Source organism: Streptomyces sp. SAS_272 (genome assembly GCF_052543235.1).
In genome coordinates this window covers 48,797-75,190 of the sequence record NZ_JBMNDR010000027.1, presented here as the reverse complement: position 1 = coordinate 75,190, position 26,394 = coordinate 48,797, and the positions used below count along the sequence as shown (strand labels likewise).

General features: G+C 69.9%; 20 protein-coding genes and 2 pseudogenes. 13 read left to right on the top strand and 9 right to left on the bottom strand.

All coding sequences use genetic code 11. The annotated features are described in order from the left end of the window. Positions 1–269: 269 nt before the first annotated feature. Positions 270–911 (bottom strand): nucleotidyltransferase domain-containing protein, encoded by a 642-nt coding sequence (locus ACN6LD_RS17670; RefSeq protein WP_445043669.1) that lies wholly within the window; start codon positions 909–911, stop codon positions 270–272. Positions 912–1,276: 365 nt separating this feature from the next. Between ACN6LD_RS17670 and ACN6LD_RS17665 the strand changes: the two genes are divergently transcribed. Both ACN6LD_RS17665 and ACN6LD_RS17660 read left to right on the top strand, forming a co-directional pair. Next, on the top strand, positions 1,277–2,197 hold the full coding sequence (locus ACN6LD_RS17665) for a Rieske 2Fe-2S domain-containing protein (protein WP_445043668.1): 921 nt from the start codon (positions 1,277–1,279) through the stop codon (positions 2,195–2,197). A 75-nt stretch (positions 2,198–2,272) separates the two neighbouring features. Next, positions 2,273–2,511 (top strand): annotated as a pseudogene (locus ACN6LD_RS17660) (transposase); the annotation flags it as partial. Between the two features lie 547 nt (positions 2,512–3,058). Here ACN6LD_RS17660 and ACN6LD_RS17655 read toward each other — a convergent pair. Further along, complete coding sequence (locus tag ACN6LD_RS17655) at positions 3,059–3,427, bottom strand: hypothetical protein (RefSeq protein ID WP_445043667.1); 369 nt, start codon at positions 3,425–3,427, stop codon at positions 3,059–3,061. Between the two features lie 70 nt (positions 3,428–3,497). After that, positions 3,498–4,562, bottom strand: a complete 1,065-nt coding sequence (locus tag ACN6LD_RS17650) for a DUF5937 family protein (protein ID WP_445043666.1) — start codon at positions 4,560–4,562, stop codon at positions 3,498–3,500. A 56-nt stretch (positions 4,563–4,618) separates the two neighbouring features. Here ACN6LD_RS17650 and ACN6LD_RS17645 point away from each other — a divergent pair, with 56 nt between their 5' ends. Continuing rightward, a complete protein-coding gene (locus tag ACN6LD_RS17645; protein ID WP_319188790.1) occupies positions 4,619–5,902 on the top strand; it encodes an MFS transporter in 1,284 nt (427 codons plus the stop codon). Between the two features lie 300 nt (positions 5,903–6,202). Here ACN6LD_RS17645 and ACN6LD_RS17640 read toward each other — a convergent pair whose 3' ends face one another. After that, complete coding sequence (locus tag ACN6LD_RS17640; protein WP_319188792.1) at positions 6,203–6,442, bottom strand: hypothetical protein; 240 nt, start codon at positions 6,440–6,442, stop codon at positions 6,203–6,205. 207 nt (positions 6,443–6,649) lie between these two features. On the opposite strand from ACN6LD_RS17640, the gene ACN6LD_RS17635 reads away from it, so the two are divergent. The 9 genes from ACN6LD_RS17635 to ACN6LD_RS17595 all read left to right on the top strand — a co-directional run bounded on the left by ACN6LD_RS17635 (position 6,650) and on the right by ACN6LD_RS17595 (position 20,353). Next, a complete protein-coding gene (locus ACN6LD_RS17635; protein ID WP_445043665.1) occupies positions 6,650–10,474 on the top strand; it encodes a hypothetical protein in 3,825 nt (1,274 codons plus the stop codon). Positions 10,475–10,807: 333 nt separating this feature from the next. Next, complete coding sequence (locus tag ACN6LD_RS17630; protein WP_445043664.1) at positions 10,808–10,990, top strand: hypothetical protein; 183 nt, start codon at positions 10,808–10,810, stop codon at positions 10,988–10,990. A gap of 450 nt (positions 10,991–11,440) precedes the next feature. Then, on the top strand, positions 11,441–11,809 hold the full coding sequence (locus tag ACN6LD_RS17625; RefSeq protein ID WP_319188797.1) for a DUF6191 domain-containing protein: 369 nt from the start codon (positions 11,441–11,443) through the stop codon (positions 11,807–11,809). Positions 11,810–11,865: 56 nt separating this feature from the next. After that, positions 11,866–12,852 carry a HEAT repeat domain-containing protein gene (locus ACN6LD_RS17620; protein ID WP_445043663.1) on the top strand — a complete coding sequence of 329 codons (987 nt, stop codon included), beginning with the start codon at positions 11,866–11,868 and terminating at the stop codon, positions 12,850–12,852. A gap of 464 nt (positions 12,853–13,316) precedes the next feature. Continuing rightward, positions 13,317–13,913 carry a hypothetical protein gene (locus ACN6LD_RS17615; RefSeq protein WP_445043662.1) on the top strand — a complete coding sequence of 199 codons (597 nt, stop codon included), beginning with the start codon at positions 13,317–13,319 and terminating at the stop codon, positions 13,911–13,913. A gap of 932 nt (positions 13,914–14,845) precedes the next feature. Next, a complete protein-coding gene (locus ACN6LD_RS17610) occupies positions 14,846–16,204 on the top strand; it encodes a hypothetical protein (protein WP_319188803.1) in 1,359 nt (452 codons plus the stop codon). Positions 16,205–16,622: 418 nt separating this feature from the next. Further along, positions 16,623–17,963, top strand: coding sequence for a radical SAM protein (locus tag ACN6LD_RS17605; RefSeq protein ID WP_445043661.1), 1,341 nt, complete (start codon positions 16,623–16,625; stop codon positions 17,961–17,963). Next, entirely contained in the window at positions 17,960–18,976 is a 1,017-nt protein-coding gene (locus tag ACN6LD_RS17600) for an aminotransferase class I/II-fold pyridoxal phosphate-dependent enzyme (RefSeq protein ID WP_445043660.1), read from the top strand. Before ACN6LD_RS17605 ends, ACN6LD_RS17600 begins: the two co-directional genes overlap by 4 nt. An 84-nt stretch (positions 18,977–19,060) precedes the next feature. Then, a complete protein-coding gene (locus tag ACN6LD_RS17595) occupies positions 19,061–20,353 on the top strand; it encodes a hypothetical protein (protein ID WP_445043659.1) in 1,293 nt (430 codons plus the stop codon). Between the two features lie 188 nt (positions 20,354–20,541). On the opposite strand, the gene ACN6LD_RS17590 is transcribed toward ACN6LD_RS17595, so the two are convergent. The 3 genes from ACN6LD_RS17590 to ACN6LD_RS17580 all read right to left on the bottom strand — a co-directional run bounded on the left by ACN6LD_RS17590 (position 20,542) and on the right by ACN6LD_RS17580 (position 24,211). Beyond that, the gene (locus ACN6LD_RS17590) at positions 20,542–22,539 is read right to left on the bottom strand and encodes a WD40 repeat domain-containing protein (protein ID WP_445043658.1); all 1,998 of its coding nucleotides are present in this window, start codon (positions 22,537–22,539) and stop codon (positions 20,542–20,544) included. A gap of 201 nt (positions 22,540–22,740) precedes the next feature. Then, positions 22,741–23,337: an NADPH-dependent F420 reductase gene (locus ACN6LD_RS17585; protein ID WP_319188813.1), complete on the bottom strand. Its 597-nt coding sequence runs from the start codon at positions 23,335–23,337 to the stop codon at positions 22,741–22,743. A 40-nt stretch (positions 23,338–23,377) separates the two neighbouring features. Continuing rightward, on the bottom strand, positions 23,378–24,211 hold the full coding sequence (locus ACN6LD_RS17580; RefSeq protein ID WP_445043657.1) for an inositol monophosphatase family protein: 834 nt from the start codon (positions 24,209–24,211) through the stop codon (positions 23,378–23,380). A gap of 134 nt (positions 24,212–24,345) precedes the next feature. Here ACN6LD_RS17580 and ACN6LD_RS17575 point away from each other — a divergent pair, with 134 nt between their 5' ends. Then, on the top strand, positions 24,346–25,245 hold the full coding sequence (locus ACN6LD_RS17575) for a LysR family transcriptional regulator (RefSeq protein ID WP_445043656.1): 900 nt from the start codon (positions 24,346–24,348) through the stop codon (positions 25,243–25,245). A gap of 109 nt (positions 25,246–25,354) precedes the next feature. On the opposite strand, the pseudogene ACN6LD_RS17570 reads toward ACN6LD_RS17575, so the two are convergent. Together ACN6LD_RS17570 and ACN6LD_RS17565 are read right to left on the bottom strand one after the other, a co-directional pair. Continuing rightward, positions 25,355–25,501: pseudogene (locus ACN6LD_RS17570) on the bottom strand (Rv2578c family radical SAM protein); the annotation flags it as partial. A gap of 9 nt (positions 25,502–25,510) precedes the next feature. Continuing rightward, positions 25,511–26,254 (bottom strand): MFS transporter, encoded by a 744-nt coding sequence (locus ACN6LD_RS17565; protein WP_445043680.1) that lies wholly within the window; start codon positions 26,252–26,254, stop codon positions 25,511–25,513. Positions 26,255–26,394: the final 140 nt, after the last annotated feature.

Sequence of the window (26,394 nt, the reverse complement as noted above, 5' to 3'; positions counted from 1 at the left end):
CCTCCGACTTGCGGTGCAGCTTCGGACTTGAGGCCGTTGAACCTGCTCTTGACGTGCGGCGTGGCCTTCGCGGCAACGATGCCCGCCGCGACGCCCGCCGCGCCTACGGCAGCGACCACCGACGCCGTGGCGGGAATTCGGCCGATACCCCGTCAGCCGCCCACCATGACCGACGAATGCTTCGCGCATGCTCTGACACGGAGGTCTCTCCACTACAGAGAACCTCTTCGAACCCGCGTGCCTCAAGCGCCAACCGGCTGAAGCGAGGGCTACAGGTCCGCGAGCCAGGGATGACCCGGGTGCACGCGGGCGAGCAGCTCGGCCAGGGTCTGGCGCTGAACCGGGGTCATGTGCGGGACGGTCGCGTCGAAGTCTGTCTGATCCTTTCGGCGGGCGTGCTTGGCCTTGAACAACAGGACCAATTCGGGTGCCAGATACGGGATGCCGTCCTGGGTGTGGTGGATGATGTCGCTGTAAGGAAGCCGGATCCTCTCATCGCGTCGGCAGATCCACGTATCGCCGTAGTGCGGTTCACGGAACACGTCCAACAGGTAGTTGCCGGTGGCCGGATCGCGGAGCCATGTCTGATGTACGGCGGCCAGCACTTCCGGTGTGACATTCTCCCAGATCCGGCCACTGCCTGCCGCGTCGAAGACGTATCCGGGGAAGCGGCAGCGGACCTCGGTAAAGCTCGCGGCCGGAATCGCGATCTCGATGTCCCCATGAGCGCGCGTCTGCCTGCCGCGGAACAGGTCCAGCGCCCAGCCCGCAGCCACGTACCAGGACGTGCCGATCCCGGCCAACTCCTGCGCGACCTCACTCGGTGTCCAGCAGGATGACCACCTGGCGTGAAGGGCTTCGATCTCGTCGGGCGACAGCTCGATGCCGCCGCCGGGTAGTTGCTCGCTCACCGCAGGAATCTACCAGCGGCCTCAAAGGCCCCTGGCCTTCGTCGATGAAGGAGACCAGCGAGACCTTGAGCCGCACACAGCTGGCGACCGCACAAAATCACCGACGGGTTGGACTCCTCAGCGAACTGGCGACAGGCGGACACCTCGAGCACTGCCGAGAACGCAGGCGGCCCTGCCCAGCCCCTGCCCAGCCCCTGCCCAACCCCTGCACGCCTTCCTGGATCGAGCCGGAAGCGCTGCGTCCTGCTCGTCTGCCCAGTGCCCCACATCCCGGCAGACAGGCCTAGCATCTGCGCATGCTTTCACGTCGCAGCCATGACAACTTAGCCTCTCTTCCGCGCGATCCCCGAGCTGACCGCTATCCGATGCCGACCGTGCCGTACGGCTGGTACGCGGTGCTGCGCAGCCGCGAACTGCGACCAGGAAAGGTCGTCAGCCTGCACTACTTCGGGCGGGCGCTCATCGCCTTCCGGGGAGCCGACGGCCGGGCAGCTGTCCGGGACGCGCACTGCCCGCACTACGGCGCACATCTCGGCGCGGGCGGGAAGGTGGTGGACGGCACGGTGGAATGCCCCTTCCACGGGTGGCGGTTCGGTGCCGACGGTCGGTGTGTGGAGGCGCCGTTCGCGGTGCACACGCCCAAGGTCTCCCTCGACGGGTTCCCGGTCCGTGAGCACAGCGGGCTGGTCTTCGTCCACGCCGGTCCGGGCGAGCCGTCGTGGGAGGTGCCCGAGATCCCCGAGACGGGATCGCCAGAGTTCGCCGCGCCCATCGACGACACCTGCCGGGCACGCGTCCACATCCAGGAGATGCGCGAGAACATCGTCGACGAGTCCCACTTCCACTTCATCCACGGCCAGAGCGAACCCCCTGTTCAGGAGTGGCGGGCGGACGGCCCGTTCGCCGAGGCGCGGGGCCGGATCTCCCGCCGCGTCCTCGGCCGGAACATCGACAACACCTTCGACGCGTTCATGTACGGGCCCGGCGTCATGGTGGTTCGTACCCACGGCCCCGTGCTGTCGGTGACCGCCGTCGCCCTCAGCACTCCCGTCGACGACCGCACGAGCGAACTGCGGATGCTGTACTACATCCGCAAACCGGCGCGGCTGCCGTTTCTGACACCCCTGGCCAAGCTCGTCTTTCGCATGGCGGCCTTGGACGAGGTGCGCGAGGAGGTCGGGATCTGGGACCACAAGATCCACCAGGCTCGCCCCGTCCTCCTTCCCCACGAAAAGGGCATCAAGGCGCTGCGCCGCTGGTACGCGCAGTTCTATCCGACCGCCTGACCGACCTGGAGCGTGTCTCTTTGGTGGGCTCATCGGTTATCGGATGCGCCTGTCCGACCAGTGATCACTGATGCGATGCGGGACCGGATCGAGCCGCTGACGCCGGTCGATCCGGTCCGCGGACGGCGGTGGGCCGACCACCGCCGCACGCTCGAGGTCATCGGTGGAAGTACCGCACCAACTCGCCCTGGCGGGACCTCCCCGAGGATCTCGGTCCGTTCCAGGCCGCCCACAAGCGGCTGATCAGGTGGGCCGTCGACGGCACATGGGAGAAGATCCTGGCCGCCGTCCTCGCGGCGGCGGATGCAGTCGAGCGGTGCGTCGACCGCCCCAAGCAGTGGCGCGGTCTGGCCACACGATGCGACAGACTCGCCATCGCCCACCAGGCCGCTCTCCACCTCGCCGCCATCCTCATCTGGGCACGACACTGACCCAGGAGACATAACCTGGGCCGGATGAAGACACGGCGGCGGAACTCTCCCGGGGTGAGCGGGCGCAGTGCCGTTCGTGGGAACCGAAGGCTCCAGGGCAACAGGCCGTCGGTCCGCGAACGGGAGACGTACTTCCTGCTTGTGGATCAAGGAATGCGCTTTGCCGAGGCGGCCAGGACCGTCGCTGTCAGTACCGAACCGGCGAGTGATGGCGCAACGGACGAGGTACCTCGGATCGGTTCACGGCAGCACCACCGCTCAACGCGGCACCCGTCGAAGAACCGCGCGATCCCTCCGGGCGCCGACCTTTCGGTCCACCTCGTGAGCACCTTGATGCGGTAGCAGCCGAGTTGAACAGCCGCCTTCGCATGACGCTCGGCCGGGCAACGCCGGCTGATCGTCTGCACGAGTCGACGGCTTCTCCGTCGAACTACTTGGGGTCCTCACTCTCCCAGGGGTAGACGAAGAGGCCAGGCCAGACGCCCCATGCCTTCAACACAGCAATCAGCTCGGACTCGTCCGTGGCGTCAGCGGACCCGATGAGGACTGCTCCGACGTCGTAGTCGAAGCCGTCGATGCGTTCGCAGTCGTACTCCCAGTGCTCAGGGTGGAAGCTGCGTTCGGCGTCGCTGCGAATCCATCCCTCGCCCTGCGCCCGGGCATCGGGAACGCTCTTCTCGGGGCGGACGTCCACAAATGCCCGGTGGCCCGGCCTGGATGCCGGGACTTCCGCAACCAGCCTCCTGCCGAGACGGAGCGCGGTGAGTTTGTCCACGGGCCAGCTCGATCCGTCGTTCATGAGGCGTCATTCTGGTCTGGCGACGCATGGGCGAGCAGCGCGGCCGTGAACGAACACGCCGCCGGCGAGGTCACAGTGCACGACGCGCCCCTCGGCGTTCACCGGCAGCCTGTGAGTATCGGGTCTTCGTGTTCGCGGCGGACGGCGGTGAGCCCGACTCCGCAGCCTCTGTCAGTGTCTGGCCGGCCCGGGTGCGTGCGTACAGGACCAGCCTGCCTGCGCGGTGGGCGCTCACCAGGCCGGCGTTCCGCAGGGCGGTGAGGTGCTGGGACGTGCCGCCGGGCGTCAGGCCGGTACGGCGGGCGAGTTCGGTGGTGGATGCGGGCGCGGTCAGCTCGGTCAGGACCATCGCGCGGGAGCGGCCCAGCACCCCCGCCAGGGCGTCGGGGACGGTCGCGGGCCGGGTGTGCCAGAGCGTGCCGACGGCACGGGGTGGATAGCGCAGCGAGGGCTGCCACGGTTCGTTGAGTACGGAGAAGACGCGTGGCCAGACGAAGACGGAGGGCACCAGCAGCAAGCCCTGGCCGTCGAGCCGGCGCGCTCCGCGCACGGTGCGGTGATCCAGGTGCAGGGTGCCTTGAGCCCAGGTGACCTGCGGGTCGAGGTCGGTGAGCAGGTGCTGGGCGCCGCCGTCGACCAGGCGGCCTGCGCGGTAGCGGATGTCGCTCTCCAGCAGGGTGAGAATGCTCGACCAGTACGGGGCCAGCGCCAGCTCCCAGTACGCCTCGATCGCGTCTGCCAGCCGCGCGAGCTCGGCGGCCGGATTGCCGCGCAACGCCGCCATCCGGGCTTCCGGCACCTCGGCCGTGGTGTGCAGAAGCGCCGGCGGCATGGCCCGCACCGTGGCAAGCTCCATCTCCAGCGACGGCAGCGGCGTCGTGGGTGCCGGGCAGATGAACCCCGGGATGCGGCCGGCCCAGGGTGAGCGCACGGGCACCGGGACGAGGTCGAACAGCGGGCTCAGGTCGAGACCGGCCGCCGCCAGCCGGGGGCGTACCTGGTCCGCCCAGGTGCGGTGCAGGCCGTGTTCGTCCGCCCCCTTGAGCACCCTGACGCTTGCCACCACCTCCCACAGCGGGGAGATCGCGAAGCGGGTGCGGGCCACGTCCTCCATGGCGAATTCGATCTCGATCATTCAGCCCAGCGTAAATCTCTATGGAGAGCCGCACAGCGTCCCGCACCGTACGCCGCATGACCGAAGCCCCAGATTCCCCGTGGCGCATCGGCGCCTTCCGCACGCTCTTTGCCGCAAGCGCCCTCAGCCACCTCGGCAGCAACGTCGGTTATGTGGCGATACCGCTGCTCGCCGTCACCGTGCTCGACGCCGGCCCCGGCCAGGCCGGTGCGTTGGCTGCGCTGTCCACCGCCGCCTTCCTGCTCATCGGGCTGCCCGCGGGCGCGTGGGTGGACCGCATGTCCGGGCGCCGCCTGCTGGTTGCCGCCGACGCCGCTCGCGCGGTGTTGCTCGCCTCGATTCCGCTCACCTGGTGGCTGGGCGTGCTCTCGCTGCCGCAGCTGTACGCAGTGGTGCTGTTGACCGGCTGTGCCACCGTGTTCTTCGACGTAGGCTCGCAGAGCGTTCTGCCCGAACTGGTCGGCCGCGAGCACCTCGTACCGGCGAACGCGGCCATCGTCAGCCTGATGGCCGGCGCCAACATCGCCGGCCGCGGCGCAGGCGGCTTTATGGTCCAACTCCTCACGGCGCCCTTGGCGATTCTCGGCGGGGCCCTCGCCTACCTCGCCTCCGCCTGCGGCCTCACCGGCATGGCCCGCCACCACCCTCGCACGAAGCCCTCGACCGCCGGGCGACGGCTTCGAACCGAGATCGCGGACGGGCTGCGCCACGTCTTCGGCACCCGCGAGCTGCGGCCTCTGGCGCTCACCGCGACCCTCACCAACCTCGGCGCACAGATGATCAACGCCATGCTGCCGGTGCTGTTCAGCCGCGAACTGCACCTGTCCGCCGGGGCACTCGGCCTGTACTGGGCAGCCGGCGGCCTGGGCATCCTGCTCGGCGCCCGCCTCGCCCGCCCCCTTGCTGCCCGCCTCGGCCACGGCCGTACCCTGGCCCTGGCCGGGCTGTGGTTCGCACCCGCCGCGCCGGCCGTTGCACTGGTCGACACCGGTCCGTGGCTGTGGGTGGCCGGAGCTGGATGGCTGGCCGCCATGACCAAGACGGGCATCGACAACGTCCTCGGCGTCACCCTGCGCCAGCACCTGACTCCGGACCCGCTGCTCGGCCGTATGAACGCCACCTTCCGTTTCCTGCTCACCGGCGCCCTGGCCGTCGGCTCCGCCTTGGGCGGCCTCATCGGTGAGGCCGCGAACGTACGCATCGCCGTGTGGGCAGGCGCGGTGTGCCTGGCCGGCGCCTTCCTCCCGGTCTTCCACTCCCCCGTCCGTGCACTCCGAGAGCTGCCGGCAACTGCTGCGCTGCCCCACCGGACATCGGCGACGTCCGCCACCGAAGCGTGAACCCGGCGCCGCCCGCACGCCCGTCTCGTGGGCCGACCACCGTGCCCGGCCGGGCGAAGAAGAGCGCTCGGGGGCCGGCTGAAGCGCTCAGGCACAGTGGCGCCCGCTTACCGCCCGTCTCGGTGACCACCCGTAGCAGGCCGACGACCGCACCGGCCGCCGTCGGCCGGGCAACGCTCCGTTTCCTTCTGGCCGCGGTCAGCGCGACCGGGAGAGCGGCCCCGCTTGCGCGGCGAGAAGGTCGTGCAGAGGCCGGGACCGCCGGTGGCGGTGCACGACGGGATCAGCGGGTGCGCCGTATCAGCGCTGCTGGATCCACCAGATGATCCACTCGGTCCCGCTCGCGCCCAGGGCGCCGGCGGCGCCGCGGACGATGCCGTGGCCCGCCGTACGGGCGAGGGCGCGCAGACGGCGGCGGCGACTGACGTCCAGCAGCTGGCGCAGCCGGGCCCGGAACTCGGACACGATGCGGCGCGGTGTGCCGTTGCCCTGGTGGCGCCGGGTCGAGGCAGGCCGGTCGGTGCGGATCCACTGGCTCATGTTCATGGTCCTGTCCGTGAGGAGGAGCGGGCCGGCCGGCGCCTGTGACGGCACGAATACTGCGCTTCCGCCGCCCCCCGACGGCGCGTTGTGCTGTCCTGTGTCCGGGAGGGGAGACAGGCACGTCGGCTGACCAGCGGTTCCGTGCCGGTCGCCGAGCCCGTCACAGGACACCCGGCGGACAGGCAGAAGAGGCGGAGAGCGTTTGTGGCGAGGGGCGAACCGACGAACCAGGGGCGGTGGCCCGAGTCCGGACCGGTGCGGGACCTGCTCCTGCACCTCGACAAGATCCGCGAGGCCAACGGCTGCGCGAGTCTGCGGAACATCGCAGCGGGGACGTCGGGCCTCATAGGCCGCAACGAGATCGGCAACATGCTCCGCGGCCTACGTCTGCCGGCCGACGAGGGCCAACTCGACAGCCTGGTGAAGGCCCTGGGCGGCGGCACGGACGAGATGGCCAAAGGACGGAAGCTCCTGCGTGCGGCCCGTACCGCGTGGGTCTCCTCCGCACCCGGCTCCCTCTACGGCAAGTACGTGCAACAGATCGCCCCTGCCGAACTCCTCGACCGCACCGCCGAACTCGATGAGCTGGCAGAGTTCGCGACCGGAGGTCCCGCCGCGCACGGCTACCTGTGGTGGCAGGCCCCCGCCTGGGCGGGCAAGTCCGCTCTGATGTCGTGGTTCGCGCTCAGCCCGCCGCCGAAGGTCGACGTCGTGTCGTTCTTCGTGACGGCCCGGTTCGCCGCCCACAACGACAGGTGGGCCTTCCTCGAAGCGGTCTCCGACCAGCTCGCCGTACTGGGCGGCACCGGACTGCCGCGTCCGTCGCGGGAGTTGTGGGAGGCGCACCTCGACCGGCTGCTGGAGGCGGCCGTCGCGTCCTGCCTGCGGCGCGGGCGTCGCCTCGTCCTTCTGGTCGACGGCCTCGATGAGGACCAGGGGGTGTCGGCGGGGTCCGGCACGTACAGCATCGCCGCGCTCCTCCCGGTCCGCCCTCCGCGCGGCATGCGGGTCGTGGTCGCGGGCCGCCCGCATCCGCCGATTCCCTACGACGTCCCCGACGACCATCCCCTTCGCCTGGGCGCGACCATCCGACGGCTGGACGCCTCGCCTCACGCCCAGGTGGTGCGCACGGCCGCCGAACGGGATCTGAGACGCCTCCTGCACGGCGACGCCGCAGGCCAGGATCTGCTGGGGCTTGTGACGGCGGCCGGCGGAGGTCTCACCCGGGACGACCTGGCCGAGCTCACGGGACTCCCCGGATACGCGGTCGAGGGACGGCTGCACGCGGCCACGGGTCGCGCCTTCACCACCCGTCCCGGGCTGTGGAGGCGTCAGGAAGCGGCCGGCGTCTACATACTCGCTCACGAAGAGCTGAGGGTCATGGCGGAGAAGGAGCTCGGCGGGGCAGACCTTGCCCGCCACCGCCGGCGGCTGCGCGCCTGGGCCGACTCCTACCGCGGGCGCGGATGGCCCGAAGAGACGCCCGAATACCTCCTCACCGGCTACCACGACATGCTGAAGACGGCGGTGGGCAGAGCAAAGGGGGAGGCCCGAGCGGAAGCGGTGGCCGAGATGCTCAGGTGCGCTGCCGACCGGGGCCGTCACGACCGCATGCTCGAAGTCTCCGGCGGGGACGCGGCCGCCTTCGCCGAGATCGAAACGGCTCAGGACTTCCTTCTCGCGCAAGCGAGCCCCGACCTGGTTCATCTGCTGCGGCTGGCCGTGCACCGCAACGAACTCGCGGACCGCAACCGCATTCTCCCCGCTTCCCTGCCGGCGGCCTGGGCCTTGCTGGGCGAGCCCCGCCGGGCGGAGGCGGCCGCCCGGTCGAGCTCCGACGAGTTCGGGCCCAGAGCAGGTCTCGTTCCTTTGGTGGAGGGCCTGGCCCAGGCCGGCGACTGGCTCGGCGCCCAGGAGACGGCGCGGAGCCTTCCCCTGCCCGGGGACCGGGTCCGCGCCTTCGCCGCGCTGGCGAAAGGGATCGCCCTCGGCGGTGATCTGGAGCAGGCCGAGATCGTGGCGTGCGGCATCGCCGAGCCCTTCTTCCGGGGGACCGCTCTGGCCGAGGTGGCACGGTCAGCCGCGGTCGCCGGGGAAACGGCCAGGGCCGCGCGTCTGGCGGAGTCCGTGGAGGAATCACTGCACGCGCTGAAAGCCTCGGACCGCTACCGCCGCACCTTCCTCTGGTGCGAGCTGGCCGAGGTGAGGGCGGCGTCCGGCGACACCGCGGCCGCCTTCGAGTGCACTGCCGCGGCGGAGCGGACCGCCCGCTCGATGGACGGGGAACAGCTCTGGCACCACGCCTACGCGCGTCTCGTGAAGAGCGCCGCCGCCGTCGGGGACGTCTCCAGAGCACTGCGCATCAGCGCGTCGTTCGAGCACTGGGAGTACCGGCGGGAGGACATGCTCGTCGGACTGGCCAAAGGGCTTGCGACAGCCGGCAGGTTCCGGGAGGCGCAGATGGTCGTCGATGCCATCGTCGCTCCCTTCACGGGCGTCTCCGCCGAGCAGAACGACGACACGTATTTGGCATCTGCCCAGCGGCGCAGCGCCGCCGAGGCGACCGAGGACCTGTCCTGCGCCATGGCGGCGGCAGGGGATCACGACCGTGCCGTCGAGATCGCCCGGGCACTTCCGGACGCCTACTCGCGTGCCAGGGCACTCTCGCTGGTGGCCAGGCGACTCGCGGTCACCGACCGGCCCAGAGGCGTGGAACTGGCTGCGGAGGCCGAGAACACCGCCCGTGGCGACAAAGCGTCGGACGACTACGGACTGGCCGACATCGCGAAAGGCCTCGCCTGGGCCGGTTCACTCGATGAGGCGGCCCGTCTGGCGCACAGGGCAGACGACGGGCTCGAGCGGCTCCAGGCACTCTCGTCGATCGCCCGCGCCAGGGCGGCCGCCGGGGACCACGCGGCTGCCGTCGCTGTCGCCCGTGTTGCGTTGTGCGGTGCGGGCGACGCCGAAGGAGCACACCCCCGGAGCCTCGCCCTCGCCGACCTCGCTCAGGTTCTGACGGATGCCGGCGACGTGCCCGATGCGGAACTGGCGGTCCGGCAGATCGACGATCACGGGCAGCGTGCCAAAGCCCTGATCACCCTGGCGAAGGCTCTCGTCCCACCGCGCCGGACGCCCCGGACCCGCTGCGGACCCCACGACCGACGACTCGCGGTCTTCGCTGAGGACGCCGAGCGATGGGCTCTCCAGATCGATATGGACGACGAGAGGTGCCAGGTGCTGAACGCCCTCACCGACCTCGCCGCCGCCCGGGGTGACCTCGACCGTGTCCGCCACTTCGCTCACCGCACCGAACAGCTCGCCCGCACCATCAAGGACAATCCGGGCATCCAGGAACAGGCTCGCCGGACAAGGAGCCTGATCAATCTGGGCGGGACGATGGCCTCGCACGGGCTGCACGACGAGGCGCGCCGACTGGCCGCGGACGCCGAAGCCCTCGCCCTCGCGATCGGCGACGACCTCTGCATGCCCTTGGAGCTGACCTGCGTGGCGGACCTCTGGACGACCCTGGGGGACCATGGCCGCGCGGACATGGCCATCGAGGCGATCGCGCATCCCGGAGCACGCGCCGAGGCCTGTGCCTGCTGCATCCGGTCGATACAGGTCCGCCCCTCGGCCGCTCCGCCTCCACCGGATGCGGCCGACTCGACCGGCCGAGAGCGGGCAGCCGCACTGGCCACCCTGGCCGAGACGCTCATCGGCGGACTGCCGCCCCGTTCGCGACTGTCACCCCTCACCGAACTGGCGGTGGCTCTGGCCCAGGTGGGCGACACACGCAGAGCCACGGCGCGTGCCGCTGAGGCGGAGGAACTGGTCCACCTGCAACACCAGAAGACCGCGCAAGCGCACACGCTGGCACGTCTCGCGGACTCCGTTCCCTCGCCGCACCGCGAACGAATGATCGCGAAGGCCCTCGCCCTCGGCTCGTGGCAGGGCCTCCTCAAGCAAGTTGCACACCTCGCGCCGGAAGCCGTCCGAACCTTGGCCGCCGAACGGTTCGGCGGGCCCTAGCAGTCCCGGCGCGATCCAGCCGACCTCTGTTCCGCCTCCACCGAGCGCAGACACTGCGCTACAGACGACCGATGTCAATCGGCGCCCGGCGGCTCCACCTCTGCCGGCATGCCACGGCCTATCGTCATCGCCCAATGAACAGCTGGGGACGCCTCGACGGAGACGGCCCCGCCACGCTCCACCCCGGCCACCGCAACCTGGTTGGCAATGGTTGTGACCTGGGGAGCACCGCACTCCAAGGGAAAGGACACCTGCACGGGCTGCACGACTACCGTGACCCTCCCCTTTCCTTGGCAACTCACCGCGATGGTGAGGGCATCACCTTTCTTGCCCATGCCGTACGGAACGGTGGCGTTCCCGGTGGTCACCTCCTGGCGGCCGGCGAGTGAGGTGTCCGGCTCCAACTCCGGCGGCCTGCGCAGGGAAGGCTGCGCGCTGCTGGGCGCAGGGGCGGCCGTTGCCCGGCTCGGCTTCACCGGCCCCCGGGGTCGCGTGGGCTGTTCGGCTTCCGAATGATCCGTCGTGCACGCGGCGACGCAGAGAAGTGCCGCCATGCACGCGAGGCTCGGTACCGCACGGGTTCGCCAAGACATATCAACTCTCCGGGAAAGCCCAGCCGGCATGACGCGGCGTGTGGATGATGACGTCGCGTCACTGCCCTGTCGCACCTGTCGCGATCATGCCAGCGCTCCTGACGGGCCACCAGCCATCGATGCCTTCCCTGAGCGAAACCTGAGCCTGGCGATCAACTGGCGACAACTCATCGAGCACACGTCCTCGGCAGACCACCCCCGGGGAGAGCGGGCGCTGATCATTCTGATCACAGTTCGTGACGATACGAGGGCTCGGCATGTCGATGAGATCTGACCGCGCACTCTGTACCGCTGCCTCCGCGACAGGTGGCGTGATCGCACGTGCTTCCGAGGAAGTCATGTGAATGCGTACCTTGCCCCGGATACTGGGGGCATGGGATTCGCCGTCTTCATGACCCTGCCCGGACTGGTCATCGTGCTGACCGTCCTGGCCTTCGCTGATCAGCTTCTTCTGCGCGCAGGGCGTGCCGGGCTGCTGCCCTGGCGGAACAGCGCCAGACAGGGACAGATCTCGGCAACCGGCTTCGAGCAGCTTCATGCGAGCTTCTCGCCGGGCAAGCAGAGCGAACTGAAGGAGCGCCAGTCGGCCCTCATCCTGCGGGACGACGAGGAGGACGGAGCACCGCCCAACCGGACCATGGTGGATCTGGAGGGCGGGACAGCGGTCGTCCGGATGCCTCCAGCCGGTCCGTCCAGCGCCGCAGGGGGCGGACGGGATCTCATCGGCGTCCCCTCCGCATAGGATGTCGCCGACCGCGGCCTCCCATAAGGTGACGCCGCCCCTCGGAAGAAGCATCCATGGACGACAGAGTCGCCCGCATCCGATCCAAACTGGCTGCTGCCTGCACGGAACCCGTTCCCCGCCCGCGGACCTTCGCGCGTGCGCCCGGCGGTCGACGCCTGGGCACCCCTCTCAGTGAAGAACGCGTGGTCGCCTTCGAGACACGGCACGATGTGCGTCTCCCCCATGGCTATCGCACGTTCCTGCGCGAGGTCGGCGACGGCGGCATCGGACCCGACTACGGCCTGCTCCCGCTGGCTCGTCGGTCCGCTCATGACATCCCCACCGCCGGTCAGCAGCTTGGGCGTGCCTTCGCACTGGAGCCGTCCGACTCCGTCGCCGCTGATTGGGCTCGGCTCCGCGACATGGGGAACAACTCGTACGCCGGCACCCACCCTGTTGTCCATCGCGGCTGCCTGGAGATGACACTGCTGGTGATCTCGGGCCCCGCTCGAGGCAAGCTCCTCGACGCCAACCTCGGAGACCTCGCCGCACCTCCGGTCTTCCATCCCCAGCCGGACTTCCTGACCTGGTACGAGGATTGGCTCGACGCCTTGCCGGCGGGTGGGCTCGTCCCCGACTTCCGCGACCAGACGCGCGGCAGTTCCGAGGAACTCGTCGACATCCTGACCGCATCGGGTTCCCCCTGCGAACGGCGAGCCGCCGCCTACACCCTGGGCGGGCGTCAGCCCCTTACCGGCCGCGCCCGGAACGCGCTCGTCCAAGCCGTGACCGACGACCCCGACCGGCGAGTGAGGATGGACGCGGTGCGGACCCTGGCCGAGCTCGACGGTGACGCCGCCGGGGTGCTGGCTTCGGCGCTCAAGGATCCGGACCACTGGGTTCGACGTCGGGCCTTGGTCTACCTGCTCCAGGTCAGCGACGACGAGGCCGCCTACGGGGCGACGGCCCGCGAACTTCTGCAGGACGAGAATCCGAACGTCCGGATGGCTGCGGCAGATCTTCTTGCCCGGGCTGGATGGACATCTTGCGGGCACCGCTGATTCCGGTCCGGAGGTAGGCGATGGACCCGTCGAGGGGCGCGTGCGGCGAGCTCGCCCCTCCCACCCCACCTCGCACGCACGCACGCACCCACGCACCCACGCACCCACGCACCCACGCACCCACGCCGATGCTCCCGTAGTGTGCGCGGGTCGTCGTGGAGAAGGGCGGCTCGAAATGGCGCCCAGGCAAGGCGGCCGTGGTCGACGCAGGAGGAACATCGTGCGGTACGTCGTGCGAGGGGTGGTTCTCGACCGTGCAGCAGGCGCTGGATCTGGTCCACCGCTGAACTCCCGGGCGCCTCACCAGTCGGCGACCAGGCGGAAGAGGTCGCGCAGGATCCTGACGGACCTGATCCAGTCGGCGGGGGCCGGCGAGGAACCAGAAAATGCAGAGGCCCCGCGCGGGCACGTCTGGGAAGATTCAGTCCGGCCTTCAGGGGTGGAGTGCACAGGGGGTGGAGTGAATGGGGCTCAACTACAGCTACGAGATCTTTACACCGGCCCAGAACGTTGCCGGCGCACTGACCGAGCTCGCCGAGCTGGCGCCGCGAACCCAGCGAGTGCCGCCGCTCACGGTCACCCTGCCTGGCGGTGACCAGATCATCCTCCCGTTCACCTCCAACTTCAGGAGCGAACCGGTCGATTGCTCGACAAGCCGTGCGCTTGACCTCGACACCTCCATCATGTTCGGCGTCGACGACGTGGTGCGCGAGTTCTACGACGTCGAGGACTCGGAACTCGATGAGCTGGGAAGGATCGCGATCGGTTACGTCTACCTCACGGTCCGCTTCGCGCCCGCGCTTCACCCGCGCTACGCGTCGCTGCAGTTCACCGCAGCCACATCCGGGATGAGTCGGATGTTCGAGCGGTCAGCAAGCATCAGAGCCGTGTTCACCGGCCTCACCGCCAGCAGCGGCGGAACGTGCTGCGTGCTCGACACCGAGAGCGACACCTTCACCATCTGCTGGCTGAACGGCGAGCCGGTCCAGGACACGGTTCCCGGCCCCGGCTTCGCAAGCCACCGCGACCTCGTGGCAACTTGGCCCGGTCAGGACCGGTGACGAGGCAAGGGCAGACACCCGAGCGGCCCGGAAGAGCTCCGCGTCGGCTCTCGCACCCGGCGAAGAGCCCGCCTGGCACGGGCGCCTCGCCCGGCACCTGCGGGACGTGGAGGCCGTCGCTGCGGCGGAAGAACCGTCCTGGTGGCCGACGTCCGGCACGACCAAAACTCGACGACGACGGACAGCGGGATTTCGCGTGCGTCGGGCACCGCTCCTCGAGACTGGGCGGCACCGTTGCTGGAGCTCGGCTCGGGCAGCGGAGATCACCGCCGAGCTCGGCGCTGTTCCTGCTTGGACCCGAGGTGCGCACGGTCATCGCGCATGACGGCAGCCGGACGGCGCTCGGCACAGATACACCGGCGAACGACATGAGGCGGGCCGAGTGGACTCTCTGCACAGGACGTTGTGGACTCTCCGCCAACGACAGGAGTGCAGCCGGCGGTGCACGGTTGCGGTCGCGCGAAATGACACACTGATGACGGTGCAAGTAGCTTTATGCCCGAGCGAGTTGCCAGACGACGCCGTTTCACAGCAAGCTCCTCCCGGCAGTTCGTGCCGAGCTGCACCCGACCGACCCGATATGCCGAAGAGAGACATGACATACCGATTGGCCGGGGCACTCGCCCTGGCGGTCAGCCGGTCTCCTGATCGGCGGACGGATTTCATACGCCGCCGACACGCGTGCCCCGGCACCGGCAAGGGTGGCAGCTGGGCCGGACGGACCGAGAACCGGCGACACCCTGACGGTGTGCGGCCTGAGCTCGGACGGGCACGGCGTCCGCGGGTACCTCGACACCCCCGGCTCCAGCAGCGACCCGGGTAAAACGGCACCGTCCTCATCAAGGGCAACGACCCGAGCAACGAAGGCGACTGCGCCACCTGAGAAACGCCGTCGCCTCCGCCTCAACTCCCGTCAAATAAGGATCCATAGGATGCGTAGAAAAGGCCTGCGAGCCGCTGTGGCCACCGCCTGCTTGGCGGTGGCCACACTGTTGGCGCCGGCGAGCACTGCTGCGGCGGCCCCCGGCGACAATCCCGGTGCCCTGACCCCGGTCACCTCCTCCTCGGAGCTGGCGAAGCTCCGACTGGTCGAGCATCGCGTTCCGACTGCCTCTCTCGACAATCTGGCGAACGAGATGGGCACGTCCCGCGGGGTCGACCAAGTACTCGCCAGTGCCAACCACACCATGCGCAACGGGGCGAACTGCTCCGCCACGGAGACCGCCGCGCTGCCGGTGAAGCCGACCGCTCAGGTCTCCTACTGCTGGGACACCGGCGACGCGGTGACCCAGGACTGGCTGCCGCAGTCCGTGACTTCTTCAGGAGACGCGGACAACGACGGCGTGTGGGGCAACAACAAGGTCATCCTGTCCGGTTGGGGCCAGAACGGCACCACCACCACCGACCACATGGGCCGTATCGCCTTCATCGACGCCAACAACCCCAGTGCCTTCAAATACCGCTGGGTACTGCCGGTCGTCCCGCTGAGCGGCGGCACCGACTACCGCGCCCTCAAGTCCCACATGGGCGGCATGGTCTGGTACCAGGACAAGCTGATCGTCACGTCCTGGGAGAAGGACGCCGACCAGAACGTGATGTACGTCTTCGACATGAAGCGCATCCTCCAGGCGACCGTCAACAGCTCGACAGTCGGCAAGGTGAGCGGCGGATGGTCGGCCGGAGGCTACCAGTACGTGATGCCCGCCATCGGCTCGTACAGCCTCGCCGGTGGGAGCTGCACCTCTACCGATGACGACTCCCTGCCGTGCTTCGGGTCCATCTCGCTGGACCGCAGCAGTGTGCCGGACAGTCTGGTCGCCACCGAGTGGTTCTCTTCCGGCGGCTCGCAGCCGGCCCGTATCTGGCGGTACGACTTCGGTTCCGACCCCGGCTATCTCGCCACGGACAGCAGCAGCCGCGTGAACGCCTCGCAGGCGTACGAGACGAAGGCTGTCGGACTCCAGGGAGTGCTGTCACACAGCGCCACCAGCGGCGGCACACCGAATTTCTACGTCGACGACGCGCGCGGCGGTGTCGGCCAGCACGGCATCCTGTGGCGGCAGAACACCAGCGGAGCCAAGGCGGCCGCCAACTGCGGGCAGGACATCACGTATGCCTGCTGGGGCCAGCACACCGAGAGCATGTCCTACTGGTGGAGTACGGGTCAGGTATGGACACTCACCGAATGGGCGGCTGACAGCTCGGGACACTGGTCCGGCACCGATACGGCGATTCCACAGCGCGTGCTGTTCTCCGTGCCGCTCTCTTCGATAGACGCATCCCTCAGTTGACGGTGAACGCGCCCCGTGCACCCCGTGCACGGGCCATTTGGTCGACGCGGGTGTTCCCGAACGCCTGGCTCGACAGGGCGATGACGCGAATGTGTTGCCACAGACGTTGATCGGCGCCTCGGCGGGAACCTCGGCAGGTTCCCGCCGAGGTCTCCGCGAGGACGTTCCCGGCGCCGCCGGTCGGGCGTCGGGATGCGATCGGGTGCTCGTGACACAGGGCGGGCCGTCGGCGACACCGGGCCGGTCCACGGTTTCCGTCACCGGCGGGCGTGCAGCGCGCGGGCGGCGCGCACTGCAAGAGGGCGGCCGTGTCGTGGCCGGCGCGGGTTGGCGACGGACCGGATGGGAACCCGGAACAGCCCGTTCCATCTGCAGTTCGGCCCATGTCATCCGAGGCCCGTTCATGCATCATGACGGGATGAACCATGGCGACCAGCGCTTCCACGTCATCGTGCTGTCGAACTTCGCGAAGGGCTTCGACAAGTACGCGTACGCCTACGGCAAGGCGGGTATTCCGGAGAGCACCTACCCCGACCGGTTCCATCTGCTGACCCGTTCGGAGTTGGGAATCGGCATAGGCAAGGCAGGACGTCTGCTGGACCGTCTGGCCATACCGGGCGACCGGCTGCTGGTGCTGGAAACCGTGGTGGACCCCGGCACGCTGGTGCCCAACGTGTCGACCGGCCTCGGCATGGAACTGCACGAGGATCGCATCCGCCTGTCGGCAGTCCACGAGCTCGACCAAGCAGGCGACGGGTTCGCTCTGCGTCCGACAACCGTCGAGGACGCTATGGCCGCCTCCCTGCAGCTGCACGGATCGACGCTGCATGGCTACGCCGACACGCGACCGCGCTCGATATCGCTTCTGCCGGTCGCCTCCGCGTGCCAGGCCAGGTGCTCGTTCTGCTTCTCCTCGGCCTCGATCTCCAGCGACCAGGCGCCGGCAAGGGTCCCATGGGACGCGGTCGCCCACTGGCTGGAGCGCGCCCGTAGGGCGGGCGCCGAGCGCGCAGTGATCACCGGCGGCGGGGAACCCACCCTCATACCGTTCGACCAGCAGTTGCGACTGGTGTCCGCCTGCTCGGCGGCCTTCCCGAAGGTCGTCCTGATCACCAACGCGCACACCCTGGCGAAAGGCCCGCACTCCGACCGGGCCGACCGCCTCGCAGCCCTGGACACCGCGGGTCTGAGCGTGCTGGCGGTCTCCCGGCACCATCACGACGACGCCGTCAACGAGCGGCTCATGATGCTGCGTACTCCGGTGAGCTCGGTGATCGACACCTGGCGCGTGGAACGTGACCGCTGGCCGGGGCTGCGGACGAGGCTGATCTGCGTGCTCCAGCACGGCGGCGTCGCCGACGCGGCCGCGGTCGCCGACTACCTCTCGTGGGCCGCGGCCCTCCATGTCGAGGAGGTCTGCTTCAAAGAGCTCTACGTCTCCACCAGTACCGAGTCGCTCTACTTCGACCGCACCGCCAACGTCTGGAGCCGAGAGCACCAGGTCTCGCTGTCCATAGTCACCCGGTTCGCCGAGCAGCACGGCTTCGCACTGGCGAGCCGTCTGCCCTGGGGCGCGCCGGTCTACCACGGCAGCTGGGACGGACGGCCGATGCGGATCGCCGCTTACACCGAGCCCAGCCTGCTCTGGGAACGCGCCAACGGGATCGCGCGCAGCTGGAACGTCATGGCCGACGGGCGCTGCTACGCCTCCCTGGAAGACCGGGCCAGCGAGATCGTGCGGGAAGGCGCAGTGGCATGAGGTTCGAGGAGTTCCAGGACTTCCGGCAGCGGGAGCTCAGTGCTTCCGCGTCGCTTCTGGACGCCGCCGAGACCAACGTGTACCGGGCGCTCGCTCCGATGCGACCGGAACCGCCGACCGACATGAGTACGGTGCACCGGTGCGATCTCGCGCGTGCCTGGCTGCGGCGCTTCGAGCTGCCGGAGGAGTGGTCCGGCCGGGCCATGGTCTGTCGAGGGGTCCGGCACGGGCTCAGTGTGGTGTTCCGCCGGCTGCACGCCGTGCAGGCGCGGTTGTGGCTGCCCAGTGACGTGTATCCGGTCTACTTCGAGCTGGCCCGCGCTGCGGGACTGGAGCCGGCGTCCTACCCGACGCTGCCGGCCCCGGCCCTGCCGACGCCGCCGGCGGACCGGCGCCCCGAATACCTCCTGGTCGCCAACCCCAGCAAACCGCTCGGCCGATACCTGTCCGATGCCGAGTGCGCCGCGCTGATGTCGTGGCTGCGGGAGTCACCGCGCCGCCGCGTGCTGATCGACGGCGTCTACGACCTGGGAGCCCCGTTCGCTGCCGGCACACGGCGATTGCTGGACACGGGTGCCGCAGTCCTCCTGCATTCGGTCACCAAGGGGTGGCTGTGGCCACGCACGTTCGGCGTGGTCCTGCTCGGGCCGGCGCAAACCGAACTGGCCGCAGCGTTCCGGGCGGAGCCGCCGACGTCGGCCCAACTGAGGCTCGCCGAGCGTCTGCTGACCGAGCACAGCAATGTGCCCCGGCAGGTCGCCGATGAACTGGCCGCGCGGGCCGAGCGGCTGTTCGAACGGTTGCCGGACGACGTGCTCGGAGCGATTCCCACGGCGAGCCGGACTTGTCCCGGCAACTACTTCTTCCCGGTCGGCATTCCAGCAGAGACGCTCCGGCGCGAGTGCGGGGTGCTCGCCATGCCGGTCAGCGTGTTCGGGGAGAACAGCTGGTCCGGCTCCATCCTGACCAGCCTCGCCGACGCTTTCGGCCCGGCTCCCACGGGGGCGTGTTGAATCGCTGGAGGACGCGGCCGTATACGACGAGGCGGACCCCGACCATCAGGAGTTCCGCGAGCCACCGCCGACTACGGTGTAGGGGTGAACGCTGCACAGGTCGAGGTCATATCCCAGGTGCGGGTCGGTAGCGGACGTCCGGTCGAGCGGTTGGCCTGCCATCCGCGGCTGCCCCTGGTGGCCGGCTGGGACTCGGAGCGCCCTGCGGTGCACGTCTGGGCATGCGAGGCGGGCCGGCTGCGCGAACTCGCCTCCATCGGCGCCGAGTCGAGTGCGTACGGTGACTCCATCGGCTGGGACCGCGCGCGGCGGACACCCGCTGCGGCATGGCATCCAGACCTGCCACTGCTCGTCGTGGCCGGCGAGGACCACGTGCTGCAGTGGACTCCTGCCGGGCTCAGCGCACCGGACGGCATTCCCGCCGCCGCCCGCTATCGCAGTCTGGCGTTCAGCCCTGACGGTCGCACGTTGTGGGCATCGCCGTCCTCGAACTCTGATGCGGACAGCGCTTGGGAGAGCTCCGACGTAATCGACCTCGTGTCGGGAACCGTCAGCACCGGGCCACGTTGGGACACAGGGGTGGCAGAGCATCCCGCAGGGGGGCTGCTGGCCACGCTGGCCAGCGATCAAGGCGCGACGTTCGGACTCTTCGCGCGGGTCGATCAGGAGAACCCGGCCGCCGTGATGCGGGTCCTTCGCCGGGCATTGATACTCGATGCCGACGGCTATGAGACGCCGGTCTTCAGCACGGACGGACGTCATCTCGCGATCCGCGGCGACGCATACGGGAATTCTCTGCAGGTATTCGAGTTCCCTTCACTTCACCGCGTTCTCGCGACCGCTCTCGGCGACCCGAGCCCCGGCTACCCATACCCGCAGGAGTGGCTCGACCAAATGCGGGCCTGGTCGCGGCACAACATCGCGTTCGCACCGCACGCTGCTGTGCTCTGGATCGGAACTCCGACCGGTTCTCTGATCGAAGTCGACCTCGAGACCCGGCAGGCGGTCGAGCACGACGTGCTCGCCGGCCTCCCGGTCACCGCGCTCGGCACCACTGCGACAGGCGGACTCGTCATCGCCGGCGGCGCAGGCGACCTCGCACTCGTGTCCGTGCCGGTCGCCTGCGCGGAGCCCCTGGACACGGGGGCCGATACGTCGACGGCAGCAGTCGCCGCTTTCTTGGAGGCCACCTCCGTCATCCCTGACGACGGCGACCTCGAATCGCACCTCGTCGTCACCGACGGAGCTCGTACCTGGGGCCCGGACGATCTGGAGGCGGTGACGACCGCGACCTCGACCGATCCCTCCTGGCTGCAGCTCAAAGCCGCCATCAACCACATGCATGTCCAGGACGGGGAACCGCGCGCACCTGCATAGTCATCGGTGTCACTCCGGTGGGCCGGCAGCGGCTCCTACGGCCGCTTCGCCCCCCGGCGGCCGTCCGTACGTGAGGTCGGGTCGGTGCCGACGGTCGCGCCGACACCGCGCCTCCTCGCTCCGACTCGTGGGTTGCGTGCGGTCTCACCCGACGGGTGGGTTCCGCAGGTCCCACCGGAGCGAAACGGTCAGAGTCCTGTGAGCGGGAGTTTGAGGACTCCACGGTCGTGTCCGACGATCAGCTCCGGTCCTGCGGTGGCCAGGCAGGTGATCGTCACGTCCAGGGCGATGTGTCGCAGCGCACCGGTCTCCGGTTCCCAGACCCGCAGCCTGCGACCCTGACTGCTGCCGGCGACCAGGACGGTGCGACCGCCTTGCAGGGTGGTGCCGGTGATGACCGGCAGGCCGGCGGTCCCCGTCGAGGCGGGCAGGCCGTCGCCGATCGGGGCGCCGGTGGCGGGGTCCCACAGCATGACCACGCCATGGTTGTCGCCCGTGGCCAGCACCGTTCGACCGGGAGCGGGCACAGCCGCCACGGCTGCCACACGGTGGTCGGCATCGTCGAGCGCACGTGCGCTCAGCTGGACGGCCGCACCCTTTTCCCAGGGGTCGTCGACGGCCGGATCCCACACATGCAGGCGGCCCGCGGTGTCCGAGGCCGCGACCAGCGTGTGGCCGGCGGAGATCGGGACGGCGGCGATCGACTGGATCGGACTGCCATAGGGGTTGAGGCGCCCGACGGACTCACCGGTGAGCGGGTCCCACAGCCGGACCGCGCCTCGGGGGGTGGCGGTGACGAGCAGGGTCCGACCGTCAGGGACGATCGCGGCACACATCCCGGTCACCCCGCCGAGCCAGTTGCCCGCCGGTTCACGGAGTGACTGCCCCGTGACCGGATTCCACCATGCGAGGGTCCCGGCGTCGCCTCCGCTCGCCAGGAGGACCCGGCCATCGGGCAGGGGCAGGGTCGTCAGCGAGCGGACGCGGTCAGGATGCCCCGGAAGAGGCCCATGGACGAGTCGACCGTCGGCCATGTCCCACAGGCACACCACGCCCCCGCCCCCGGCGCCGGCCACTAGCGTCGGCCGGCCGGGGCGGGATATCACCGCCAAGGAGTCCACACCCCCGAACGGACCGGGCACGGGATCAGAGAACACCGTGATACGGCCCGAGGCTGTGCCCTGGCCCGTGAGCAGGGCGTCCCCCTCCTGCCGGATCCGGGGCGCCGTCTCACCTGCGCGTCCGGCCGGCGGCTCCCCCGGGGCGGCCGACCCGTCGGCGTACGTGGCCGCCTCGGTCGGAGGCTGTTGGGGGCGCGCACCGCCAGGGCTCTCCGCCAACCCGTCAGCGATCGACCAGGTCCGTTCGCAGTCCCAGCAGCGGAAGTACCCGGTGAGCAGCATCAGTTCGCGGGCCCACTCCTTCCCGGCCCGTTGCGAGGCGCCCCCGACCGCGACCACGCCGGCAACCAGGCACAGGACGGCCTGCCCCGGTGTTTCAGGAGGTACTCCCGCCGCCGCGACCTCACGCGCCACCCGCAGGAAGGGCTCCCACCCCTCCCCCAACGCCTCGTCCTGCAACGCGGCGGCGATCCCGCCCCACGGGTGCTCTCCCTGGCGGACAGACGTGGGAGCAGGCAGTCCCGGAGCCTCGAAAGCCGGACGCACCGGGTCCCGGAAGAACTCGGGCATCTCGGTATCGCTCTCACACCCGGGACACACCAGCATGAGGCCGTTTTCCCGCGGGGCGACAAGCTGCCACAACGCTGCGGCGGTGTGGTGACCGGCGAAGGCCGCACAGGACAGTGCGAGGTGGGCGAGGACCTGCGCGGTAACGCTCCCTTCGCGCCCTGCGGCGAGAAGGCTTCGGACGGCCGCCCGCTCGGCCAGACGCAGTGCGGCGTCGAACCCCTCTTCAAGATCATCGGGGACGGGGCGCCTGTCCTCCGCGGTCACGAGGAATCCCAGGTCGACCCAGAAATCCACGGACTGCACCGGCGGCAGGTCCGCGGCCGCCTCGACGACGTACGGAAGGGCCGCGTAGGCCCCGTCGAACACGGTTCCGTCGTCTGTCAGGCCGTCGGTCATGTACGTCCAGGCCTGCCGCCATGCGTCGCCGGTGGCGGTGGCGGTGGCGGCCGTGGACGTCATCTGCTCCACGAGCGCTCCCACGTCGGCCGCCGTCACACCGTGAAGGTCACGCCAACGAGGGCTTTGCAGGGGCAGCTTCGCAACCATGGAGTGAGTCTTTCGGTCGGCGGTGACAGGCAGGAGGCATCGTCTCAGACAGGTCACCCCGCAGAGAGGCGATGCCTGCACCCGGCAGGCCGCCGGTGGCCTCCGCCGTGAGCAGCAGGCCACGTCCTCAGGAAGAGTCGCGTCGGGCTTTCAGCGGGTGATCGAGACTGCGAAGGGCGCGAATCCGCTGGATCGGATCACGTGGGGCACGAAGAGGATCGCGGCCTCGGCGGCCCTCGCGGTCTCGATGCCACCGAGGTCCGTGATCCACTCCTGCCGCCAGTCGAGGTCGCCGAGAAGCCCGCGTACGACCTGCTTGGCCTCCGGGTCCTTGCCGGAGAGGAAAGCGGTCGGCGCCTGGCTGAGCGCGGCGGGCGCGGTCATCACGGTGTGGAGCATCGTGTTGAGCGTCTTGACGACGCGCGTGCCGGGGAGGGCTTCCTGAAGGTGCTCCGCGAGGCTCGAGCCGGGGTAGAGCAACTCGGCCGGCAATCCGTCCGGTCCGTCGACGGTGGCGTTGGAGACGTCTACGAGAATCTTGCCCTGCAGTTCCTCGCGCAGCGCGACGAGTCGGTCCAGCGAGCCGGCACCCGGTGTGGCGTTGATGACGATCTGCGCTGCCCGGGCGGCGTCGGAGGCAGAGCCCGGTGAACGGTCCGCCACGGTCACCTCGTGCCCGGCCCGGGTGAGGGCCTGGGCGAGGCTGCCGCCGACGCGGCCGTTTCCGAGAACGGCGATCATGGTCATGTTGATGTGATCCTTCCGGTGCTTGTCTTTGTCGTGGGGCTCAGCGGGAGAGGGTGGTGACGGCTTCGGTGTGCACGCCGGGCGCGGCGGCCAGGAAGCTCTCGCTCTCCGGGGTCCAGGGGCGGCCGTCGGCGTCGGTTATCCGCCCGCCGGCCTCGGCGACGAGCAGCGCCCCGGGGAGCAGGTCCGCGCGGGCTCCGGCAAACTGCCAGAAGGCGTCGATCCGGCCGGCGGCCACGTGCAGCAGGTGCAGGGTGGCGGGCACGGACGTCCGCACCACGAGCGCGCCGAAGAGCATCGCGGTGATCGAGGAGCCGATGCGCCGTACGACCCCCTCGTCCTCGTCCGGCCTGGCCTGGCTCGTGGCAACGATGCCCAGGCCGAGATCCGTGGTCCGGGACACGTGCAGCGGGCGGCCGTCGAGGTGCGCTCCCGCGCCGGCGAGTGCGGTGTAGGTCTCACCGCTCAACGGCAGGTGCACTGCGGTGAGCACCGGCTGGTTGTCGCGCACGAGTGTGGCGGTGACCGCCCATTCCGGCAGGGCGTGCAGATGGTTGACGTTGCCTTCGGCCGGATCCAGGACCCACCATTCGCCGGAAGGCAGCGCCCCGCCCGCGAGTTCGTCCTCCACGAAGCGGGCCTCCGGGCGGAGGAGTTCGAGGCGGGGGCAAAGGATGTCGAGGGCCAAGTCGTCGTTGGCGGCGAGCGCGCGCATCAGTTCTTCGCGGGTCCGGTAGCGGACCACTTCGCCGAACCGCGCCCGCAGCGCCGAACCTGCCGCGCGCACGGCGTTCGCGGTCTGCGCGAGCAGGTCGGCGTCCGACGCGGTACCGGCGGTTGCAGGAATCCCGGTGGTCTGAATCGAATCGGGCATGGCTGTGCTCCCATCTGAAAGGGCGTGGTGAGGCGGACCGGGCGAACCCCGTGTTCTCTCGCTCCCGCATCTCGAAGGTAGGAGAGCGCACCATTAACTACAAGTGCATGTAAAGCACGCCTAGGATGACTCTCATGCAATTGGACTTGAACCTGCTTGCGGCGCTCGATGCGCTCCTGGAGGAAGGCAGCGTGGCCGGAGCTGCTGAGCGCCTGCACGTCACCGCCCCCGCGATGAGTCGAAGCCTCGGCCGGATCCGGCGCACGACGGGGGATCAGATCCTGGTGCGTACCGGGCGCACGATGACACCGACGCCCTACGCGATCGCCGTCCGCGAGCAGGTGCACGAGCTGCTGCAGCAGGTCCGGGGCGTGCTGGCGCCGAGTCGCGAACTCGACCTGACGACGCTCGAGCGCACCTTCACACTCCGCTGGCACGATTCGCTCGTCGCACTCGGCGGCCCCGCGCTTCTCACGGCCGTACGCAGGCAGGCGCCGGGCGTGCGTGTGCGCTTCCTCGCGGAATCGAGCATCGACACACCCGAGTTGCGTCGAGGCGAGGTCGACCTGGAGGCGAACGCGAACCGCCCGACCGCACCCGACATCCACGCCGAAAGAGTGGCGGAGACCCGGCACGTCATCGTCGTGCGGCGGGGGCACCCGCTCACCCGGGTCAAGGCTGTCACCGCCGCGAGGTACGCCGCGGCCGAGCACATCACCGTCTCGCGGCGCGGGAGGCTCGGCAACGCCCTCGACGACGCTCTCGCGCGACTCGGCCTCACGCGACGCGTGGTGGCGTCCGCGCCGACCGAAGGGGCCGCATTCGAGTTCGTGCGCGGCTCGGACCTCCTCGTCACCGCCCCCGAATCGACGGCGCGCTCAGCCGCCACGGTTCTCGGGCTGATCCAGCTCCCGCTGCCGCTGGAACTTCCGCCGGCCGCAGTGTACCTGTCATGGCATCAGCGCTACGACACCGACCCCGCACACGTCTGGCTACGCGATCTGGCGCGGACCGCGTTGACGGCCTCGACGTAACCCATGTGCTGGTTCGTGCAGCCTGTGGCTCGGTGGACAGTGTCATGAGCTCGGCACCGCTGCGGGCCAGGCGCTCGAGCCCGTGGACGGTGAAGACGACCAGGGTGTCCGGGACCCGGTTGACGATCGACTTCGCGTGGACCTCGTGGAAGGTGACGCCGAGGGACTCCGGGGTGTCGAAGGTCCGGGTACGCACTGCGCCGGGGGCGAAGAGTGCGGCGGGCCCGGCGGCGTCGGGGAGGGGGTTCCAGCGCACGAAGTCTGCTCAGCGGGACTGCGGTTCGGGTTCCGGGGCGAGAGGGCCGGGCTGGGGTGCACGGACGGCTGGCGCGGTTTCCGGGAGGCGGCGCAGGACGGCCAGGGCAGTGGCTGCGACCAGGGCGCCGGGGATCAGGGCCCAGCCGGTGGAGTCGACCAGGACCTGGGAGGCGTAAGGGGTGAGTCCGCCGAAGAGGGCGGTGGCAGCGGTGGCGCCGAGCGCGAGGCCGCTCAGGCGCTGGGCGACGGGGAACTGTTCGGCGATCGCGGAGGCCGCGACCGCGCTGATGCCGCCCGCCACGCAGGCCAGGACGACCGCGCCGGTCCGTGCGGCGGCGAAGCTGCTCTGGGTCATCAGGCCGAACATGGCCGGCGGCAGGATCACCGCCAGGGCGCCGAAGAGCGTGAGTGCGGGGCGGCGGCCGGCCCGGTCGGACAGGGCGCCCGCGAACGGCGTGACGACGATGACGACGAGGGCCGCGATGGTCGACAGCCACAGGGCGTCGGACTCGCTGAAGCCGCTGACCGCGCCGAGGTAGGTGGGGACGTAGCTGATGCCGACGTAGTACGTCACCGAGCCGAGCGCCGAGATCGCGAACGTCCGGTAGAGCGCGGGGCGCTGGCTGCGCAGAGTGGTCATCAGTGGGCCCGCGCCCTCGGCGCCGGGCGGGGGCTGCTGCTCGAAGGCGGGGGATTCGCGCATGGTGGAGCGGGCGATCAGCACCGTGACGGCGAGCAGCGCGCCGAACAGGAAGGGGATGCGTCATGTACAGGTACAGCGTGAAGTCGTACCACTCCTGGACGGTGGACAGGGCCGCCACCAGAAGGAGGACCGGGGCAGGACGGCTGTCGCCTGAGCGGGCGGCGCGGGTGCGGGTGCGGGTGCGAGGG